At 33.5% G+C, this 20312-nt stretch carries 21 protein-coding genes and 2 tRNA genes; 6 read left to right on the top strand and 17 right to left on the bottom strand.

Annotation, left to right across the window (positions count from 1 at the left end; translation table 11 throughout):
* The coding region (locus E0F91_RS13895) for an IS3 family transposase (protein ID WP_165930099.1) at nt 1-268 on the top strand (268 nt) is incomplete at its 5' end.
* Nucleotides 269-283: 15 nt separating this feature from the next.
* On the opposite strand, the gene E0F91_RS13890 is transcribed toward E0F91_RS13895, so the two are convergent.
* Nucleotides 284-925, bottom strand: a complete 642-nt coding sequence (locus E0F91_RS13890; RefSeq protein ID WP_132067054.1) for a response regulator — start codon at nt 923-925, stop codon at nt 284-286.
* A gap of 201 nt (nt 926-1126) precedes the next feature.
* On the opposite strand from E0F91_RS13890, the gene E0F91_RS13885 reads away from it, so the two are divergent.
* Nucleotides 1127-2206 carry an ATP-binding response regulator gene (locus E0F91_RS13885; RefSeq protein WP_132067053.1) on the top strand — a complete coding sequence of 360 codons (1080 nt, stop codon included), beginning with the start codon at nt 1127-1129 and terminating at the stop codon, nt 2204-2206.
* Between the two features lie 71 nt (nt 2207-2277).
* On the opposite strand, the gene E0F91_RS13880 is transcribed toward E0F91_RS13885, so the two are convergent.
* The 4 genes from E0F91_RS13880 to E0F91_RS13865 form a co-directional block, all read right to left on the bottom strand.
* A complete protein-coding gene (locus E0F91_RS13880) occupies nt 2278-3873 on the bottom strand; it encodes a hypothetical protein (protein ID WP_132067052.1) in 1596 nt (531 codons plus the stop codon).
* Between the two features lie 33 nt (nt 3874-3906).
* Nucleotides 3907-4626: a hypothetical protein gene (locus E0F91_RS13875; RefSeq protein ID WP_132067051.1), complete on the bottom strand. Its 720-nt coding sequence runs from the start codon at nt 4624-4626 to the stop codon at nt 3907-3909.
* Nucleotides 4613-5173 (bottom strand): RNA polymerase sigma factor, encoded by a 561-nt coding sequence (locus E0F91_RS13870; RefSeq protein WP_132067050.1) that lies wholly within the window; start codon nt 5171-5173, stop codon nt 4613-4615. Before E0F91_RS13870 ends, E0F91_RS13875 begins: the two co-directional genes overlap by 14 nt.
* A 185-nt stretch (nt 5174-5358) precedes the next feature.
* Nucleotides 5359-6336, bottom strand: coding sequence for a polyprenyl synthetase family protein (locus E0F91_RS13865; RefSeq protein ID WP_132067049.1), 978 nt, complete (start codon nt 6334-6336; stop codon nt 5359-5361).
* 169 nt (nt 6337-6505) lie between these two features.
* On the opposite strand from E0F91_RS13865, the gene E0F91_RS13860 reads away from it, so the two are divergent.
* On the top strand, nt 6506-7360 hold the full coding sequence (locus E0F91_RS13860; protein WP_132067048.1) for a hypothetical protein: 855 nt from the start codon (nt 6506-6508) through the stop codon (nt 7358-7360).
* A 41-nt stretch (nt 7361-7401) separates the two neighbouring features.
* On the opposite strand, the gene rlmN is transcribed toward E0F91_RS13860, so the two are convergent.
* Entirely contained in the window at nt 7402-8448 is a 1047-nt protein-coding gene (rlmN, locus tag E0F91_RS13855; RefSeq protein ID WP_132067047.1) for a dual-specificity RNA methyltransferase RlmN, read from the bottom strand.
* Between the two features lie 81 nt (nt 8449-8529).
* On the opposite strand from rlmN, the gene E0F91_RS13850 reads away from it, so the two are divergent.
* A complete protein-coding gene (locus E0F91_RS13850) occupies nt 8530-9171 on the top strand; it encodes an O-methyltransferase (protein ID WP_132067046.1) in 642 nt (213 codons plus the stop codon).
* A 99-nt stretch (nt 9172-9270) separates the two neighbouring features.
* Here E0F91_RS13850 and E0F91_RS13845 read toward each other — a convergent pair whose 3' ends face one another.
* The 8 genes from E0F91_RS13845 to E0F91_RS13810 form a co-directional block, all read right to left on the bottom strand.
* Nucleotides 9271-9846, bottom strand: a complete 576-nt coding sequence (locus E0F91_RS13845; RefSeq protein ID WP_132067045.1) for a phosphatase PAP2 family protein — start codon at nt 9844-9846, stop codon at nt 9271-9273.
* Entirely contained in the window at nt 9846-10247 is a 402-nt protein-coding gene (locus E0F91_RS13840) for a twin-arginine translocase TatA/TatE family subunit (protein ID WP_132067044.1), read from the bottom strand. The genes E0F91_RS13845 and E0F91_RS13840 overlap by 1 nt, the downstream gene beginning before the upstream one ends.
* A 111-nt stretch (nt 10248-10358) precedes the next feature.
* Nucleotides 10359-12602, bottom strand: coding sequence for a M1 family metallopeptidase (locus tag E0F91_RS13835; RefSeq protein ID WP_132067043.1), 2244 nt, complete (start codon nt 12600-12602; stop codon nt 10359-10361).
* A gap of 64 nt (nt 12603-12666) precedes the next feature.
* Nucleotides 12667-13170 carry a DUF6702 family protein gene (locus E0F91_RS13830; protein ID WP_132067042.1) on the bottom strand — a complete coding sequence of 168 codons (504 nt, stop codon included), beginning with the start codon at nt 13168-13170 and terminating at the stop codon, nt 12667-12669.
* Nucleotides 13167-13922, bottom strand: a complete 756-nt coding sequence (gene bamP, locus E0F91_RS13825; protein ID WP_243698910.1) for a BamP family beta-barrel-assembly machinery protein — start codon at nt 13920-13922, stop codon at nt 13167-13169. The genes E0F91_RS13830 and bamP overlap by 4 nt, the downstream gene beginning before the upstream one ends.
* 19 nt (nt 13923-13941) lie before the next feature.
* A complete protein-coding gene (locus E0F91_RS13820) occupies nt 13942-14703 on the bottom strand; it encodes a peptidase associated/transthyretin-like domain-containing protein (protein WP_132067041.1) in 762 nt (253 codons plus the stop codon).
* A complete protein-coding gene (locus tag E0F91_RS13815) occupies nt 14690-15418 on the bottom strand; it encodes a carboxypeptidase-like regulatory domain-containing protein (RefSeq protein WP_243698909.1) in 729 nt (242 codons plus the stop codon). Before E0F91_RS13815 ends, E0F91_RS13820 begins: the two co-directional genes overlap by 14 nt.
* Nucleotides 15408-16163 (bottom strand): hypothetical protein, encoded by a 756-nt coding sequence (locus tag E0F91_RS13810; RefSeq protein WP_132067040.1) that lies wholly within the window; start codon nt 16161-16163, stop codon nt 15408-15410. Before E0F91_RS13810 ends, E0F91_RS13815 begins: the two co-directional genes overlap by 11 nt.
* Nucleotides 16164-16308: 145 nt before the next feature.
* On the opposite strand from E0F91_RS13810, the gene pepE reads away from it, so the two are divergent.
* Nucleotides 16309-17016, top strand: a complete 708-nt coding sequence (pepE, locus tag E0F91_RS13805; protein ID WP_132067039.1) for a dipeptidase PepE — start codon at nt 16309-16311, stop codon at nt 17014-17016.
* Nucleotides 17017-17250: 234 nt separating this feature from the next.
* Here pepE and E0F91_RS13800 read toward each other — a convergent pair.
* Together E0F91_RS13800 and E0F91_RS13795 are read right to left on the bottom strand one after the other, a co-directional pair.
* Nucleotides 17251-17326, bottom strand: a tRNA-Gly gene (locus E0F91_RS13800).
* A gap of 42 nt (nt 17327-17368) precedes the next feature.
* Nucleotides 17369-17441: transfer RNA gene (locus E0F91_RS13795), tRNA-Gly, on the bottom strand.
* Between the two features lie 564 nt (nt 17442-18005).
* Here E0F91_RS13795 and E0F91_RS13790 point away from each other — a divergent pair.
* Entirely contained in the window at nt 18006-19592 is a 1587-nt protein-coding gene (locus E0F91_RS13790; RefSeq protein WP_132067038.1) for a L,D-transpeptidase family protein, read from the top strand.
* Here E0F91_RS13790 and E0F91_RS13785 read toward each other — a convergent pair.
* Nucleotides 19581-20303 (bottom strand): murein L,D-transpeptidase catalytic domain family protein, encoded by a 723-nt coding sequence (locus E0F91_RS13785; RefSeq protein ID WP_132067037.1) that lies wholly within the window; start codon nt 20301-20303, stop codon nt 19581-19583. The genes E0F91_RS13790 and E0F91_RS13785 overlap by 12 nt on opposite strands.
* Nucleotides 20304-20312: the final 9 nt, after the last annotated feature.

Below are 20312 nucleotides of genomic sequence, written 5' to 3'. Positions count from 1 at the left end.
TGCAAATGTTTTAGACTCATATAAGGTAACTCGAAGCATGAGTAGAGCGGGAAATTGCTGGGATAATGCAGTAGCTGAGAGCTTCTTCAAATCATTAAAAACAGAATTAATTTATGGAAATAAACTGATCTCTAAAGAGCAAATGAAACTTCAAGTTTTTGAATATATAGAAGTCTGGTACAATCAAAAAAGAAGACATTCAGCTTTGAAATACCTGACGATAATGGAATTTAACACTAAAACCAATAATTACAAAAATGTCGCTTAACTTAAACTCCACTTTTTATTTGCATATCCAGAGTTTAACTGCAAAATCAAGCTTGTACTCCCTTATATATTGGGTTATATTTTTGTTACTATGCTTTCTGATTTTTTTATCCAAAGTGGACTTACTAATAAAAAGTTTTTTAGACAACTCATTAATATCAACTTTAGAATTTAAATTTTTACAAAGGATTTTATTTACTGAAGTGATAAAATCTTTTTCAGACAACTTAATGGTAACTTTTGAAAATGGATCAGGACTTAGTTTCTTTTCAATATTTTTTTTAAAATCAATTACATTCTTGATTTTATAAATCAACTCTTTTACTTTAAATGGCTTCATTATATAATCATTTACACCATTTTTAAGTTGACGGTATTTAACTCCTTCCTCCATATTTGCAGTAATTATTATAAAAGGAACAGCATTGTATTTACTGTCTTTTCTAATTCTCAAAAATAATTCTTCCCCATTCATATTTGGCATCATAAAATCACTAATTATGATGTCAGGCACTTGCTTTTGAAGGTGTCTTAGTGCTTCTTGACCATCTTTAAACCAATCAACGATAAAATCATTCAACAATAATAATTCCAGAATCAAACTTCCTAAAACTAAATCATCTTCAATTAAAACTATTTTTATTTTTTGATTTTTCATTTTGTGAAATTAACCAATCCAATTTTAAATTATAGCTATTTTTTTTTAAATTATTTACACTTATTGGAACTAAAATTAAAATTGAAATACCTTTATACACTAGTTTATTAGCGCTTTATCCGAAATCTATTTTATCGACTGAAGCTGTAAATTTAAATACTAAAAAGGGATTTCTAGCAACCTATTCCTATCCTTATTCTTATGAACAAAAACAAAATACTTTTGGTTGACGATGAACTAAACATCAGAGAAACCACAACTGAATTTCTTAGCTACAAAAACTACGAGGTTAAATCAGCTTGTAATGGACAAGAAGCTTTAGATATTATAGAGTATTGGATTCCAGATTTAATTATTTGTGATATAATGATGCCCATCATGGATGGCACAAAATTCCATGAAATAATAAAAGAGAATAAGTCTTTAGTCGCCATTCCTTTTATTTTTATGACGGCAAAAAAAGAAAATAATCTAATGAGAAAATGCATGCTCAACGGAGCAGATGATTTTATATCAAAACCATTTAAAACCAGAGAATTATTAAATATAATAGAAACAAAAATTGATCGATTCCAGAAAATAAAAAATGTGCACAATAATTTATATGTGGGCGAAAAAAAATATTTTCTACACGAAGTCAACACACCTCTTAACGGTATATTAGGCTCCATAGACCTCTTACTTGAAAACGTCAATAATTTAGAAAAAGAAGATCGTAAAGCTTTTTATAATGCCATAAAAGTATCAGGAGAGCGCTTGAATAGAACCATGCAGAACCTAATTCTCTATGAAAGTTTAAAAAATAATGAACTTAACTTTTCAGATAATGAAGAGTGTGAAATTCTAAATGTATTTTGGAAGACAAAAAAGAAAATTCTCACTACTTATAAAAATCAAGAAAAAAGAATCACTTTTGAAATTGATAAATCCAATTTAAAAATTAGTAAAAAAAACCTAAATTTCATACTCTTTGAATTGATTGACAATGCTTTAAAATTTTCGCCCACCAATACAATTATAATTATTTCTGGAGAAAAATATAACGACACCTATTATGAATTGATCATCCGCGATTTTGGAATTGGATTTAGTGAGGAGGAATTAAAGACCATAAATGCGGCACAACAATTCAATCGTGATGAAAGAGAGCAACAAGGATTGGGGTTGGGTCTCTATTTAAGTAAGACTATAATAAAAAAGATAAAAGGCGTTTTCAGTATTATTTCGAATGAAAATAAGGGAACAAAAATTTCACTTTTTCTTCCCTTATCTACTGAATAACAGTATTAACTCATGAAGTTATTGCTCCCTTAACATCAATATATTTAACTTTTATAGCTCCTTTTTAATCTTTAATTAAAGTCAAAACGCAACCCTAGAGAAACATTGTTTTGCTTCACAGCATTATCTTTAAACATAGGATTCAAGTCATATTTCAAGTACAAACTAGTGGCTTTATATCCTACGTAAGTACTTAATCCATATACAAAACTATCAACATTAAAATTACCTTTAGTTATTTCTCTTGACTTATATTCATCACTATCGTACTTTACATATTGCTTCGATTTTAGATTTGTACCAACGTATCCTCCTAAACCAAGACGGAAACTATCGTGTGTTTTAAAATAGGTCTTCCCATCTCTTTCTTTGGATTTTGTGAAGTCAAATTCTAGGTGCACTGGAAATACTAAATTTACATTCTTGAAACGAGAATCATCCTGACGAATTGGATTTACCTCTAAATTTGTTTGGTTTCCATCCGCTACAAAATACCTATTATCTGTAGCTCGCAAATTATTGTACATTACTGAAAATCCATATTTTGCATGTAATAAATTGTTGTTTTTTAAAATTCTGGTATTATAAGTCAATCCCCATTCATAAAAATGAGAGCCCAAGTACCTAAAATCTGATTTTTGTACTGAGCCATCAGTCACTACATTATTCAATCCAGTAGCGAGTACAAATTGCGTAGTAGTTCGCTTTGATTGGCGCTCTTCCTTATCTTCCTGACCATTATAAACCTTCATGGAAGAAATGTTAAATTCCGTTTGATTTTGACCAAGTTCCTCAGAATTAGTCCCAAAAATAATTTTTCTACCGCCACTTCTATGATCCTCAGCATCTTCAACTTTTCCATCTACTTTATCTTGTATAAGCTGGTTGAGTTTTTCTTCTTGAACACTAACTTTAGCATCGATATTTGCTGAGTGAACGGCTGCTTTTTTTAATTTTAAATCATCCGCTTGCTCCTTAGTAATTTTTGTATTTTCAAAATCTTTATCAATTTGTTCAATCTCTTCTTTTAACGCATTTTTTTCTGAACTAGTTATTGATTTAATTTCATTACCAATTGCTTTGGCTTTGGTCTCAAATGGAATTGATTTATGATCTCTTCCTTTAGTAAATCCCGTTTCAGGTGTAGTTTCATCAACTAGTTCTAGTGCAATGTCTTTAAACCAAATCTGACCAGTTTCATCTAATAAAACTCCGTATGAAATAGAAGTTGCATCTGCTGGCACGTGCAAGACAATTTCATATTTAGCCCAATCTTTTGTGCCTTTTATGGGATTTTTTCGCATATTATCAAAAGCCAAAACAGCCACATCATAATAATCCACACGCATCCATAAACCAGCCCAAGATTTAATATTTTCACATTTTAAATATCCAGACATTTTTACCGTTTTACCCAAGTACAGGTCTGGTTTTATTGTTTTCATGATTGTACCAAAACCATTGATTTTGTTTTTAATTGATTTAATGGTTAAAATATTTTCATCTTTGAACTCGGGGTTCTTTTCAATACTCCTTTCATAATTTGGTGACACAGGTTCCCAATAAGTCCAATCTAGAATATTTTTATAATTGCCTTTTTCTTGCGCATTTACTTTTGTTAAAAAGGCAGATAAAAGTAATACTGTGATTAAAATAATTTTTTGCATGATTTCGTTTTTTGATTGATGATTGATTTTTATTTATTGTTCGTAATTTCTATTGACTAAAACTGTTTTTATAGCATTAAAATTCTTGTTGAATTTATCCAATGCCGATTCTCTAAATGATTGATTTAATTCTGTTTCAGCATTAGATAACAAACTATTTGGATCTATTGAAATAGTTTTTCTGGTTTTTTCAATTGATCTATTACTAGTGTTAGGTTCAAATGTAGTGTTACTAACTTCAGCTAATAATTTTTCTGCTGAAACGTATCTATTGCTGCTGCTTGATTCATAATTCTTATTTTCAGAGACTAAAAATTCGTTTGCTCGTGATGGATTGCTGTTTGACACTTTCTCTTCTTTTTTAGTAAGTTGCTTTGACTGCTTATCCACGGTATTATTTTCAGCAACAACTTTATACTCCTTCGTTATTCCTTTTTGAATCTGGCGAGGCAGAACCTCTTTAGCTACTATCTCTGGTTTTTCTAAATTATTCTCTTGTGATTTTTCTTCTAAAACTATTGGAGCAGTCGGATCTATTTTTACAGTTTCAACTCCATTAAAAAAAACAGTGCATACAAGTAGAAAACCTACAAAACTTGCAGCAATATAAATCCAATTAGTATTGCGTTTGCTTTTTGTTTTTTCAGCAGCATCTAACATAGCATCTAATCGGTCCCAAGCTTGTGCAGAGGGCTGAATAGTTCTACGTTCCAACTTCTGTTTTATTTCAAGATCTAATTTATTCGGTTCCATATTCGTAATTTTTCAAGGTATTAATCTGCGCTTGCAGCATTTTTCTAGCATGCGACAATTGCGATTTTGATGTTCCTTCCTTAATCCCTAACATACTGGCAATTTCATGATGCTTGAATCCTTCTATAGCATACAAATTGAACACCATTTTGTAGCCGTCCGGCAAACTGTCTATCAAAAATTGAATGTCAGCAATTGCAAATTGGCTTTCAGTATTGTTGAAACTTTCTTCAAAATAAGTTTCATCTTCAACATATTTCAACTTTTTCTCCACTCGAATAAAAGAAATGCATTCGTTGACCATAATTCTTCTAATCCAGCCTTCAAAACTTCCTTTGTGCTGAAAACTCTGCATATTTGTAAACACTTTCATAAAAGCGGTAATCATAACGTCTTCGGCCTGATGAATGTCTTTTATATATTGGCGGCAAACGCTTAACATCTTTGGAGAAAATTGAGTATAAATCTGCTGTTGTGCTTGTCGATTGTTTTCGACAGCCAACAGGATCAATTCATTTTCCTCTTGATGTAAGTTGATTACTTTCATAAATAAATGCAATGGCAAAATTCAATTTCAATATTTTCACTGCTAATGCAATTCATTTTTTGATAGTAAAACTGACTTCTATTAGCATAGACGATTTACAATGCAAAAAGGTTGCATAGCAATAAAATTAAATTAAAAAAAAAGGTTTACTGAGATTCTTCCTTCGTCAGAATAACAAAATGATGCTATTTTTTTCTTTCAATAACATAATTGACCATTAAGATCAGCGCGTCTTTAAACTCGGAATCAGGATAATTATCCAGCAATAAAAGTGCTTCTTGCTGAAATTCAACCATTTTTTGTTCCGCATAAACTAAACCGTTATTGTTTTTTACAAAAGCAATAACTTCTTTTACGCGTTTCTTGTCTTTATTATGGTTTTTTATGGAATTAATTAACCAACTCTTTTCTTTAGATGTAGTAGTATTCAAAACATGAATAAGTGGCAAGGTCATTTTTTGTTCTTTGATATCGATTCCGGTTGGTTTCCCAATGGCTTCATCCGTATAATCGAATAAATCATCTTTTATTTGAAAAGCCATTCCGATGAGTTCTCCAAATTTTCGCATATTCTCTACTTGAACCTCATCTTCAATAACTGATTTTGCTCCAAGGGCACAACAGGCAGCAATAAGTGTTGCTGTTTTTTTGCGAATAATTTCGTAGTATACATCCTCTGTGATGTCTAGTCTTCGGGCTTTTTCTATTTGGAGTAATTCGCCTTCACTCATTTCGCGTACAGCGACAGAAATAATTCGTAGTAAATCGAAATCACCATTATCAATAGAAAGCAACAATCCTTTGGACAATAAATAATCCCCAACCAAAACTGCAATTTTATTTTTCCAAAGTGCGTTGATGGAGAAAAAACCTCTTCTGCGATTACTGTCATCTACTACATCATCATGAACTAATGTTGCGGTATGAATCAATTCGATAACGCAGGCGCCTCGATAGGTTCGTTCATTTATTATTCCTCCTGACACCATTTTGGCCGTCAGAAAAACGAACATAGGCCGCATTTGCTTCCCTTTTCTATTTACAATATAATAGGTAATCCTATTTAACAACGCCACATTGGAGGTCATAGATTCGTAGAACTTTTTTTCAAAAAGTTCCATTTCATCGAAAATAGGTTGTTTAATTTGAGAGGTCACATTCATTAGAATTCAAAGATACTATTTTTAATAAAAGAACGTTATCTATTTTACACTTAGAATTGAATTCTTTACTACCGATGAATAAAATTACAAAAACAAAAATTTAGCAAGCTAAGAATCTAAATTTGTATTATTACTTTGATTACTAACAGATTAACTTAATGGTTTTATCATGAAAACAACTATAATAATACTCATCACCTTTTTATCCCTACATTTTTTCAGTAGTTGCGACAGTAGCGATAAAATTGAAAATACTGCTGCATTATCGGTTAAAGATATTACGGTAGATTCTAAAATTGATGCCTCCTTAGATGACATCATAAATATAGTTGAAGATCAGTATGCGGTGCAACAAAGTACTGCTAACAAAACTAAAACCACTATCAAAAGTATTTTACCTACTTGTGCAACAATTACAACTTTATTAGCCAATGGTTCTTGGACGAGAACAATCGACTTTGGTACTGGAGACTGCACGCTGCCGAACGGCAACAGTATAAAAGGAAAAATTATTATCCAATTTTCCAATGATTTTAATGCCGCTGAAAGTACTTTATCCTATAGCTTTGATAATTTTTATCACAATGGCAAACTGTTGCAGGGCAATAAATCCATCCGTTATTCCCTAAAAACTACTAAACTACTTGCAGCAGTCCATCCTGTCTCAATATTTACCGTTGATATGAAAATAACTTTTGAAGACGGGAAAATTTATACTAGGACAGGTACTAAAACAAAAGAAATGATCGAAGGTAACAATACGCCTCTCAGCTGGGAAGACACTATTTTTCTGGTAACAGGGAATAGCACTACTGTGTTTCCAAATGGAACTTCCATTAGCCGTGTGATCACAACACCGCTGCGTTACGTGTTGCGCTGTAAATCCGTATTTCCCGTAGAAGGCATTCTTACAATCACAAAAAATAAATCTGAAGGAACCTTGGACTTTGGCAAAGGAACATGCGATAATTTGGCCCTACTAACGATTGATGGAGTCGCTACAGAAATTATATTAGAAAAATAAAAACTAAAACAGGATTGCATCTTAAAAATAGTGATCCTGCTTTATTCAGCTTCTTTGTTAGCCAATTGGCCGCAAGCTGCATCTATATCTTTTCCGCGACTGCGCCTTACTTTCACAACAATTCCACTTGCTTCCAGCGCTTGGATGTAGGCATTTATGGATTCTTCTGAAGCTTGTTGAAATTCTCCATCATCAATAGGATTGTATTCAATCAAATTGACTTTACAAGGAACGTATTTGCAAAACTTTACTAATGCATCAATGGATTCTTTATTATCATTGATGTCTTTCCAAACCACGTACTCGTATGAGATTTTGCTTTTGGTTTTTCGGTACCAATATTCTAATGATTCGCGTAAATCAGCTAACGGAAAATTAGTACTAAACGGCATAATTCTAGAACGAATTTCATCAATAGCAGAGTGCAAAGAAACAGCGAGTTTGAATTTAACGTCATCATCGGCCAGTTTTTTAATCATTTTAGGCACTCCCGAAGTCGATACCATAATCCGTTTTGGTGACATTCCCAAACCTTCCGGCGAAATAATCATTTCGATTGCCTTCAGCACATTGTTGTAATTCATGAGCGGTTCTCCCATTCCCATAAAAACAATATTCGACAAGGGATGATTATAATACAACCGACTTTCTTTATCTATAGCAATTACCTGATCGTAAATCTCAGCAGGTTCTAAGTTGCGCATTCTTTTTAATCGCGCTGTTGCGCAAAAATTACAATCTAAACTACAGCCTACTTGACTGGAAACACAAGCCGTCGTTCTGGTATTTGTAGGGATTAAAACTGATTCAACCACCAATCCATCGTGCAACCGAACGGCATTTTTAACTGTTCCATCTTCACTGCGTTGCATCGTGTCGACTTTGATGTGATTGATAACAAAATTAGCTTCTAGCATCGTTCGTGTTCCCTTAGAAACATTAGTCATATCCTCAAAACTATGTGCTCCTTTACTCCACAACCATTCATAGACTTGATTGCCACGAAAGGCTTTATCGCCATTAGCAACAAAAAAATCTCGTAATTGTTCTTTTGATAAGGCTCGTACGTCTTTTTTCTCCATTTCCATGGTGCAAATTTAATGACAATTTGTTGATTTGTTGTTTTGATAATTTGATAACTTTGTACTCAATTGAAAAAAAATTGAATAATGCATTTCATTTCCCAAGAATTAGAAGATTATATCGAGCAACATTCCGAAAAAGAACCGCTTTTACTAGCTGCCTTAAACAAAGAAACCTACCAAAAAATCTTGTTGCCAAGAATGCTAAGCGGTCATTTTCAAGGTCGCGTTTTGAGCATGTTGGCTAAACTGATTCGGCCAATGCATATTCTTGAAATTGGAACTTATACAGGGTACTCTGCCTTGTGTTTATGCGAAGGCATGCAGGAAAATGGAGCACTTCACACCATCGACATCAAAGAAGAATTAGTGGATTTTCAAAGAAAACATTTTGACAAATCACCTTGGGGAGCACAAATATTTCAGTATTTGGGAGAGGCAGTTGACATCATTCCGACCCTTGATCAAAAATTCGATTTAGTTTTTATTGATGCAGATAAGGAAAATTACCTCAACTACTTTGAATTGATTGTTCCAAGAATGAATAAGGGAGGAATTATATTATCGGATAATGTTTTGTGGAGCGGTAAAGTTTTAGAACCTTTAAATCCCAAAGATCTGAGTACAAAAGTGTTATTAGAATACAATCAGTTATTAGCAAACGATTCCAGAGTAGAAACCGTCTTGTTGCCTATTCGAGATGGATTGACAGTAAGCAGAGTACTTTAGTTGTACAATTATCGAAGAAAAAGTCTGCCTTGAGGTTGATTCCCCCAATTTTTGAGGGAAAACATAAGCCTCCAATATTTTGGAGGTATAAAATCACAACTAATCTCTTACGGGTAACGGAAAATACCGTTTTTGTGCTGTTTTGTATATCTTATACATTAAAAAACCAAAAGTAAATCCAAATAAATAACCGGATAAAATGTCTAGAGGATAATGCAATCCGAGATAAATTCTGCTGTAAGCAAAGACCAAAGGCCATAAAAACAGGAGACTAAAATATTTGAAATGCGATCTTAAAGTAAAATATATCAGTGTAGCGACCGCCATTGAATTTGAGGCATGACCGGAGAAGAAACTAAAGGATCTTCTAACTTGAACCACACGAATAAAGGAATTGATTTCAGGATTGTTACAAGGCCGCAGTCTTTCAAAACCATTTTTGAATACATTGGTCATTTGATCCGTAAAAGTTACCAGTATAGCTACAAAAAAGAGTAAATACAACGTCTGTTTTGCCCCCAGTTTTTTGAAAATAACGTACAATAAGAGTACAAAAAGTGGAATCCAATTGCTCTGTTTGGTTATGAATATCCATAGGCCGTCATAACCTTTCGAACCTAAACCATTTAAAAAAACAAACAATTCTATATCTAAAGAGAGTAATTTTTCTAGCATTATCCTTGACGTTTTATAGGTCCCGTACTCTCTTCAATTACTTCTTTAGTTGCCTCTATTGGAGCCGTTGATTCGCCCAGTAAACCGTCTTTGGCTTTGCTTATTTCTGTGGTGATGTTTGCCGATATATCACTAAATTGAGTCGTATCGCCTAGTAGATTATCCTTCGCTTTATTAATTTCAGAGCTGATGTTTCCTCGTATATCACTCAATGATTTTGCATCAAAACCATTAGCCTCTGCTCCTTTTTGAATTTCGCTTTTTATATCATTCGTAGCATTTTTCAATTGCGCCATTGCTTTACCCATGGTACGAGCTATTTCAGGAACTTTATCAGATCCAAAAAGCATCAGTACTATAAACATGATGAAAATTAATTCACCTCCACCTATACCAAACATATATTTTGTTTTTTATTGTTACAAAGATATTACTTTTTGAATCTTTGACTTTTAATTATTTCATAAAAAAAAAGACTCTTTTCAGAGTCTCTTTTATAATTTGGTCTTTAATTAATCAAATTTAGTCTTTATTTCTTCTTTAGGCCAGGTGTTATTTGTCACATCAATATCAGCTGTTTCTAATTTTGGATCTACTTGAATTTTTTTGATAGCCTTTTCAGTAGCGTATACTTTCTTAGCGGTATCATTATTTTTTCGCCAAATTTGAGCTGGATATTTAAACATTTCCTTTGTATCGTCTTCATAAGTTAATTCAACGATAATAGGCATCAACATACCTCCTGGTTTGTTGAATTCAACTTCATAGAAATACTTTGGTGATTTTAATTTTGATTTTTCATCAGCTGTAAAATTTTTGTTTACATATTCTGAAAGCAAGTTTACATCTGCAAGGGCTAATGCTTTTTTATCCTTAGCAGATAACTCTTCGCTTGCACTAGGAACTAAATAGACGAAAGGTCCTTTTTCTTGTCCAAATCTTCCTCTTCTAACTACAGCGTCCTTCAATTCTTTAGTAGCTGTCTCAGAAACATAATATTGTTTTACCTCTTTCACTCCGATATCTACAAAATCAGTGGAGTAAAACCAGCCTCTAAAAAACCAATCTAAATCTACCGCAGAAGCATCTTCCATGGTTCTAAAAAAGTCTTCTGGTGTAGGATGCTTGAATTTCCATCTGTTCGCATATACTTTGAAAGCATGATCAAACAATTCTCTTCCCATAATAGTTTCTCTTAATATATTCAATCCTGTTGCTGGTTTACCATAAGCATTAGCTCCAAACTGAACAATCGTTTCCGAGTTGGACATTATAGGTTCCAAGAATTTTTGATCTCCACTCATGTAAGGAACAATTTTACTTGCTGGTCCACGACTGGAAGGAAAATTGGTTCCCATTTCTTGTTCCGCCATATATTGCATAAAAGTATTCAATCCTTCATCCATCCAAGACCATTGACGCTCATCCGAATTTACGATCATTGGAAAGAAGTTGTGTCCTACTTCATGAACAACTACTCCAATCATTCCGTTTTTAATTCGCTCAGATGTCACTCCCTTTTCGTCAGGTCGGCCATAATTCCAACAAATCATAGGATATTCCATCCCCTGATCTTCTGCTGATACGGAAACTGCTTTTGGATAAGGATAATCAAATGTATGGGCTGAATAGCTTTTCAAAGTATGCGCTACTGTTCTTGTAGAAGTTTCTCCCCAAAGCGGATTCGCTTCTTTTGGATATACTGAAACGGCCAGAACCGTTTTATCGTTTAACTTCACTGCCATGGCATCATAAATAAATTTTCTTGATGTAGCAATTCCAAAATCCCTTACATTTTTTGCACTGAATTTCCATGTTTTCTTTTTGTCCGAAAATCCTTTTTCGGTAGCTTCCGCTTCCGCTTGAGTTACGATAACGACAGGATTATCATAAGATTTCAAAGCTAATTCGTATCTTTTTACTTGCTCTGGTGTAAACACTTCGCTTCTATTCATCAACTCTCCCGTTGCCTCCATAACATGATCCGCAGGAACAGTAATGTTGACATCAAAATTTCCAAAAGGTAACGTAAATTCTCCTGTTCCCCAAAACTGCATATTCTGCCATCCTTCGACGTCATTGTACACTGCCATTCTAGGATAGAATTGTGCAATTACATATAATTTATTACCGTCTTTCTCAAATAATTCATATCCAGAACGACCTCCTTCTGCTCTATAATTATTAATATTATAAGACCATTTGATTGCAAAAGAAAATTTCTCTCCCGGCTTCATTGGTGTGTCTAAATTGATACGCATCATAGTTTGATTGATCGTATAAGACAAAGGATTTCCTTTTGCATCTTTTACGAACTCTATGTTGAACCCGCGCTCCAACTCTTGTTTCAAAAATTTATTAGCAAAGTTTGCTGCTGGAAAAACCTGCTCCATTCTTTGACTTTCTGCCAAAGGTGTTTGGGAGGTTTTTGCCGCTTGATTTTGATCCAATTGTACCCATAAATACTCTAAAGTATCTGGTGAATTATTGTAATACGTAACGGTTTCGGAACCACTTAATTTAGAGTTTTTATCATCAAGCTCTATGTTGATCTTGTAATCCGCTTGTTGCTGATAATACGCTGGACCGGGTGCTCCTGAAGCAGTACGAAACATGTTAGGTGTGGCTAGCAAATCGTACATCTGGCTAAACTTATTGCTGTCGTACTTTCCGGTTTGTTTTGGTGTGGTGGGTGCTGTTTTTTCTTGCGCAAACAATAATGCAGGAAGAAATAAAAATAAAGATAATTTTTTCATAGGTAAGAATCTGGTTTTTTCAATGGGTGAAAATAATAATTTTAAGTAGATCTATCTAAATTTATTAATATTTTAACACTCCCTTGGAAGTTGACTCCGTAAAGAGCAACGTGTTTTTAACACCCATAACATTAAAATGCATAATGTTTTGCTGCTCTGAGTTCCCTTCAGTGATTACTGCATTATAGATTTCAATGGAATTTATTTTTTGAATTTCCTTAATACTAAAGTAACAAATAAGCACATCGCCCTCCATCTCTTTGCTCAAAAAATGAATTGACTTGACCTGACCATTAACTTTGATATTGAATTTTTCGTTAAAGTATTTTTTAAAAAAAATCAAATCTTCCTCCGCTTCTTTTTCGGAACCCAAGTTGACTTTTTTCGTGTATTTTTTACCAATTGCACTATTTAAATCATCTACAAATATGCGAGTCGTTATTTGGAGCATTTTCTTTTCAGGCGCATAATTAACTTGATACAGTGCAACATAAAATTTATGTGCCGTAAACGAGGTTAATGTTAGAAATAATAGGCCAAAAAAAGTAATTAATATTGTTTTTTTCATTTTTCAAAAGTAGTAATTCTTTTAAACTCTTCATTCTTTGTGATTAAAAAATCAATCAGCATAAATTCGTCTTCCTGTTTTAATAGCGTTTTAGATTTTGCATCATTCTCACAATAATCAAGAAAAAGTTCAATTTCTTCGCTTTTTAACTTCAAGGTATTGGTAAAAAAGTAGCGGTCTAATCCTTTCGAAACAACATCCGAAAAATCTACCAGAGCATTGGATCCTTCTGTTACAGCGACATCTTTTTTAAATACCTTAGAAACCATTTTGAATATTCTAACAAAATCCATTCCGTTTTCAATAGTTCCATTTAACGGCATTGTTCTATTAATAGGTGACGATTTTGCATCGTCAATAAATTCTATGTCTACAATGCCTTGAGAATTTCCTATGGCGGGTTTTATATCTGTTTTTCCTTTTACAATCACTTCTTTTAGCAGCGTTGTTTGTGCTTCTAGCAAGACTACAAACAAGGGTTTTATAAAATCTTTATCCTCAAGCACAATTTTCTTAGACTTGAAAGCAGGGCTTGAGACCAATAGCGTGTCCTTAGCTTTCGCCAAAATATCAAAAAAACCTTGGTTGCTAATGAAAGTTCGGGTTTTAGAGTTCAAATTAAAAACATATCCGTTGTCTACCAATGCGAATTCATTGGTAAATTGACCGTGCAAAGACTTCCTATTTTCATTTTGACCAAAAGTGAATTGGCTAAAGAAAATCAAACAAAGTAGTACTATTTTAGTTTTCATATTGGTTTTGTTACTTATGTTAGTTTTTACTTTGCAATAAAATTTTGTAATCTTCGGCCAAAGCTATCAAAAAAAATGAAATTTTTTGTTCATTTTTAGAATGCAAAACTTTAACAAAATTTTCATTTTCCACGACAAAATACTTGAACCCATTTACATATTCCGCAGCTATCCCTAATTGGAGCGTGAAATATTCCTGCTGATACAATTCTGAAATCAATTGTATATTCATTTCCTTTTTCTCTACGACAACTAATTTCTTAAGCTGTTTCGTTCTACCATTAATCTTATTGATAAGTGGGTCTAATGGCATTCCACCACCCAAAATACGCAATAACATGATTGGTTTGAAATCTCCTGCGGTCTGCAAATGCCTTTCTGCAGGACTATATTTTACAGGTTCTTTAGTTACAATACCTAATGAAAATACCGAAATCTGCTTGTTCTTAACAATCACTTCCTTCAATTCATTCGTTTTAGCCTGCATGTGTAATACCAATCGATTGCGTATTAGATCAGTGCTGCTAATCTTTTTTTCATAGGTTTTAAGACTTACCTCTTTAAAAACAAGTATATCATTGGCCTTTGCCAAAATAGAAAAAGTACCGTCACTATTTGTTAAAGAAGTTTTACCACTTGTTAAATTTAAGATATTAATTCCATTGACACCTATAGAATCAATTGTAATTTCCCCATGAAGTAGCTTTTCATCGGCAGCTTGTCCAAAAGATATTTGGCAAACCAAAGATAAAAAGAACGCAAAAACTTTACTTATTTTCACTAATAATGATCTCGTTATAATTTTCAGCTAATTTTACAATTAAATACATCGTTAAAGTCTTGTTTTTTGCTCTTAATGCATTTGCAAAATCAGAATCTTCAATACAAAAATATTGAAATCCCTTGATGTAATCGGCGGGTATTTTTAAAGTTTCGGTATAATAGTTATCCTCAAAAAGCACATCAATTCTAGCCAAAAGCTGCTCTTTTTTTTCAACAATGATTTCTTTTTTCAGCATGGCTTTTCGCCCAGATATAGTATTTAGTAATCCATCTATTCCTCCACCAGAAGTTGCTGTATATAATTTCCGCTCTGCAGCGGTATATTTTTTTTGGCCATAAGGAATAATTCCTAAACTCTCCGCCGAAATAGCCGACTCGTTAATGACAACCTCTTTCAAAATAATACTTTTGGAAACCATCTGCAAAGTAAAAACTTCTTGTTCCAGATCCTGCTGATTTATTTTTCTGCGAACAGACTCTAAATTAACGGCAGTAAACACCAAAATATCTCCTGCCTTAACGGGGATTTTAAAAAACCCATTTGCATCTGAAATTGTTGTTTTTTCTGCTGTTAAATTCACAATATTAATGCGATCCACGGATGCAGAATCAGCACTAATTTTACCCTGAATCTCCTTTACTGCTTCTGTTTGTCCAAAAGTAACTTGCACCAACAAAAAGAGGAACAACTGTAGTGTATGTTTAATTTTCACTGGCAATTATTTGTTTATACTTAAACGCCAATTCTCCTAATAAAAAACCAGCCATTGTTACATTTTTAGACTTCAGAACCGCTACAAATTGTTCGTTTTCTACACTGTAATACTCAAATCCTTTGACATATTCAGCCGGTATTTTTAATGTAGTCACAAAATAATCCGTAGTAAACAAATTCTCTAATTGTCTTAAATAAGATTCTTTCTTCTCGACTTCTAGTCCTTTTTTCAGCATTTTCGTTCTTCCCGAAATCCAATTTAATAATGGATCAGCCGAAACAGACCCTCCCATCATAGTACCAGCAGTTGCAGAGGCATTAAGATCACTAGCAGTGTATAACTTTCGTTCTGCTGGTGAGTATGACTTTTGCCCCTTTGGAATTATTCCCATTGCTGTTGCATTAATGTCGTTTTTCACGACAACTTCGCACAATTCATTTATAGTGGGTATCATTTTTACCAGAAGTATTCCTAGCTCAAAATCTTTTGGAGTCAATCTCATATTCGTTTCGTTAAATTGTGCTGCTCTAAACAATAAAGTGTCACCAACGGCTGCTTGTATATTGAAATCACCATTTTGACTTGTAATTGTAACCTTATCTGTTTTTTTATTAAGGACATAAACACCTTCTAAAACGGCAGCATCAGCAGTAACTCTTCCATTCAATTGCTTTGGAGACTGTTGTTGTGCCAACACATTTGTCGCTACAAAAGCCAGAAATAAATAAACAATTTTTAGCATCTTTCTTAAGGCGGTTATTGACCCTTTGTAAAAGTATCTTAATGCAATCTAAATTAACTACTAATGAGTTGGTAAAAAAATGTTAATTAAAAACTAGAAATAAAAAAGACTGATTTAATACCTTTAGCACAAATTATCCACAAAAATGAAAAACATACTAATCGCAAGTACATCAACACTCGCAAACGAGGATTATCTGGAGTATTTATTGCCTGAATTACAATTGCATTTTCAAAACTGCAACACAATTCTTTTTGTTCCTTACGCAAGACCTGGCGGAATTTCTCATGAGGAATATACGACACTAACAAGTTTGGCTTTTGCCAAAATAAATAAAAAAGTCATTGGAATTCATGAGTTTGAAGATGCTGCATTAGCTGTAAAAAATGCAGAAGGAATTTTCACGGGAGGAGGAAGTACATTTGTTTTAGTATCACAATTATACAAAAACAATGTTATGGAGATCCTCTCTGATGTTATAAAAAATGGAACGCCTTATTTAGGAACAAGCGCTGGAAGTAACATTTGTGGACTTTCGATGCAAACGTCAAACGACATGCCGATAGTTTATCCGCCAAGTTTTAAAACTCTGGGAGTAGTTCCTTTCAATTTGAATCCTCATTATTTAGACCCGGACACAACTTCAAAACACATGGGCGAAACTCGTGAGACCAGAATAAAAGAGTTTCATGCTTATAACTCGGTTCCTGTTTTAGGGTTAAGAGAAGGAAGCTGGCTGGATGTAAAAGGAGATTCCATTACCTTGAAAGGAAATTTGACTGCCCGACTGTTTAGACAAAATCAAACTCCTGTGGAATTAGAAAGTGAAACTGATTTGAGTTCTATAAAATAATGGAATAAAAAAGCCGGAACAATTAAGTTTCAGCTTTGAAAATCGAAAGACGAGGCTTCCCGTATCTCTTCGTTCACGGGATCAACTTCTCGCACAACCTTAAAATAAAAAACCTCAAACAAATGTTTGAGGTTTTTGGAGCGAAAGACGAGGCTTCCCGTATCTCTTCGTTCACGGGATAAACTTCTCGCACAACCTTAAAATAAAAAACCTCAAACAAATGTTTGAGGTTTTTGGAGCGAAAGACGAGGCTCGAACTCGCGACAACCAGCTTGGAAGGCTGGAGCTCTACCAACTGAGCTACTTTCGCATTATAACAGTAAAGAAACTTCAAACAAATTTTGAAGTTTAGAGCGAAAGACGAGGCTCGAACTCGCGACAACCAGCTTGGAAGGCTGGAGCTCTACCAACTGAGCTACTTTCGCATTAACAACGGTGCAAATATACTTAATAAGTTTGCTTGAATGCAAATTTTTTTATCAAAAAGTCTCTATCTGGCTGCTAGTCTCTTTTTAAAAAAAGAGAATTAAAATCATAAAGAATTTAATATGAAAATATTATACCTTTATAGGACACGAAAAAAATATTTTAAAAATTAATTTAAAACAGTAAATAAACAGTCTTTTTTGATCCATTTTGAGTTCAGCAACCTTGCCTTCTTGTTCAAAAACAGATAGAAAATTCGTGATTCAATAATGATCCTTTATAAACAACAGTTCATTTTTGGATTGTAATTGGCAGTAAAATGATTTATTTACCACAAATAAAACAAGTCCAAACGCGGGAAATCACAATTTCATGCAAAAAGAAAAGGATTGAGAGAGTAAATGATGTTTATAAAGAAAACTACAATCACGATATGCTTTGTTTCATGAGCTCAAAAGCCCAAAGCTGTAGTTGATTTATAAAAAAAAGTTGCCTCAAAAAAAGATTTTTTTTTAAATGGAAAGAAATTGGAAACCCTAATACCACATTAAAAAAACTAAGCAATGAAAAATTTATTTATAATTTTAATGCTGATTTCCTTCTTAAGTTGTAAAAAAGAAGCACTAAAAATTGCCGTAGTTTTAAAGAAAGAAATCCCCATCTTGGTTATTCAACCTGAAGGAAAACCAACCAATATCGATTCTACTTTGTTACTTTCATTCAATAACAAAGTGCTCACCAATTTTTACAAAGCAACAAATTACAGAACCGTTTGGCAATCCGAAGAAAAGAGAAAAATAATACTCGAGGAACTTAGCAAATCAGAGGAAGAAGGATTACAACCAGAAGATTACAACCTCAAATCGTTATTTGATTTTGAAAAAAAAGCGCCCTCTCTCGACTCTTTAGGTTTGGCGAAATATGATATTTTACTAACTTCAAGTTTGCAAAAATACATTGCACACCTTACAAACGGAACCGTAAATCCACGAAAAATTTATAAAAATTGGGATTTAAAAGAAAACTACATTGACCTTAACACTACAGTGGTGCAATTGCTTAGCAGCGATTCATTGGCTTATGAAATAGAGCAATTAAAACCAAATCATATTGTTTATAAAAGATTAAAAAAAGCACTTCAGCTCTTAAACAATTTCCCAAAAGACAACTTGAAATCGATAAAATTTACAAAAATAATAACCCCAAACGACACCACTGCCTCCATCATTGACATCAAAAAAAGATTGATTTACTGGAAAGACATGCAACCTAATGACAGCCTTACCCCTATTTATGATCAAGAAATGGTTGCGGCCTTAAAAAGATTTCAAAGTCGCCACGGTTTAGCTGCTGATGCAAAAATTGGACTGGGAACAATCGCTTCACTTAATTTTTCCAAAAAACAACGCTTGGAACAAGTCATTGCCAATCTAGAACGCTGGAAATGGTTTCCCAAACAAATGGGACAAGAATACCTCATCATCAACATTCCTGATTACAAGTTGCTACTTGTTAAAAACAAAGATACGCTGAGAACCCACAGAGTAATTGTGGGAAGAACTAAAAGAAAAACTCCCATATTGTCGTCTACCTTAACTCAGGTAGTTTTTAACCCAACGTGGACAGTTCCACCAACTATTCTAAGAGAGGATGTTATTCCGGCCATTTTGAGGAGCCGAGCTTATTTGACACAATCGAACATTAAGGTTTATGATGCTACAGGAAGATTTGTAAGTCCTTACGAATGGCAGTTATCTCAAGCGAAAACGTATCGTTATGTACAAAGTCCAGGTACATTTAACTCGCTAGGCATGGTAAAACTTATTTTTCCCAATCGCTTTTCAGTATACTTACACGACACAAATCATAGGGATTATTTTGAAAAGATAGACCGTTCTTTAAGCTCTGGCTGTGTCAGAGTAGAAAATCCTTTAGAATTAACTGAATATTTACTCCATGATGCAGTGTCTTGGAACTTAGAAAAAATCACAGAAACACTTCAAAACGAAAGAACTAAATTTGTCAAAATCAAAAAAGAGGTTTCCATCCATCTGTTATACTGGACCGCTTGGAGCGAGAACAATAAATTGATTTTTAGAGATGATATTTACAGCCTTGACACTAATCTATACGACAAATTACGAAATTGATTTTGTTCCAAATTTAGACACTCTTGAAGGATGATAAATAAAGAAACAGGATTTATCTTTTATAGTACTGATAATTTCCTTAGATAATTCGGCAGGAACAGCTGGGCAACCTTGGCTTCTACCTAATCTGTGGTTGTTTTTGATAAATGAATTAGAAACATAATCTGCTGCATGCATTACCACGCCTCTTGCTCTTGCATTATCATTCACTCCTTTTTCTAAACCATCTAGTCTAAGTGACATTCCATGTTTACCACTATAAATTTCACCTGTTGAATAAAACCCTAGGCTACTTTTAAAAGATTCTGAAGCATTTGAGAAATTAGAAGCAAATTCTTCACCAGTATTTCTCCCATGAGCAACAAGAGAATGGAACAATATATCTCCAGTGGTTAAATCAATAACCCAAAGTCTTTTAGTATTAGCAGATAAGCTAAAATCAATTAATGTTAGAATTTCTTTCTTCACCAATCCTTTTTGTTTTAGGGAATAATATCCTTTCAAAGCTTCAGCAAAGCTCTCTAGTTTTGGCAAAGCAAATTTAGCAGAATGTAAATTATGGTACGCCATTTCGATTTTAGCATCAACAGTTGGCTCTAGCGTTTCAGCGTAAGCAGTAGTGGCAACAATCTTTGGTTCAGGAGAAATTGTGGTACTTGGAGCTAAAGAGGCAAGCACAAATAAAATAGTAGGAAGTATCGTATAAATCATTGATTGTCT

It is taken from the genome of Flavobacterium sandaracinum, assembly GCF_004349135.1.
Lineage (GTDB): Bacteria > Bacteroidota > Bacteroidia > Flavobacteriales > Flavobacteriaceae > Flavobacterium > Flavobacterium sandaracinum.
This window is presented reverse-complemented; position numbering and strand designations above follow the sequence as displayed.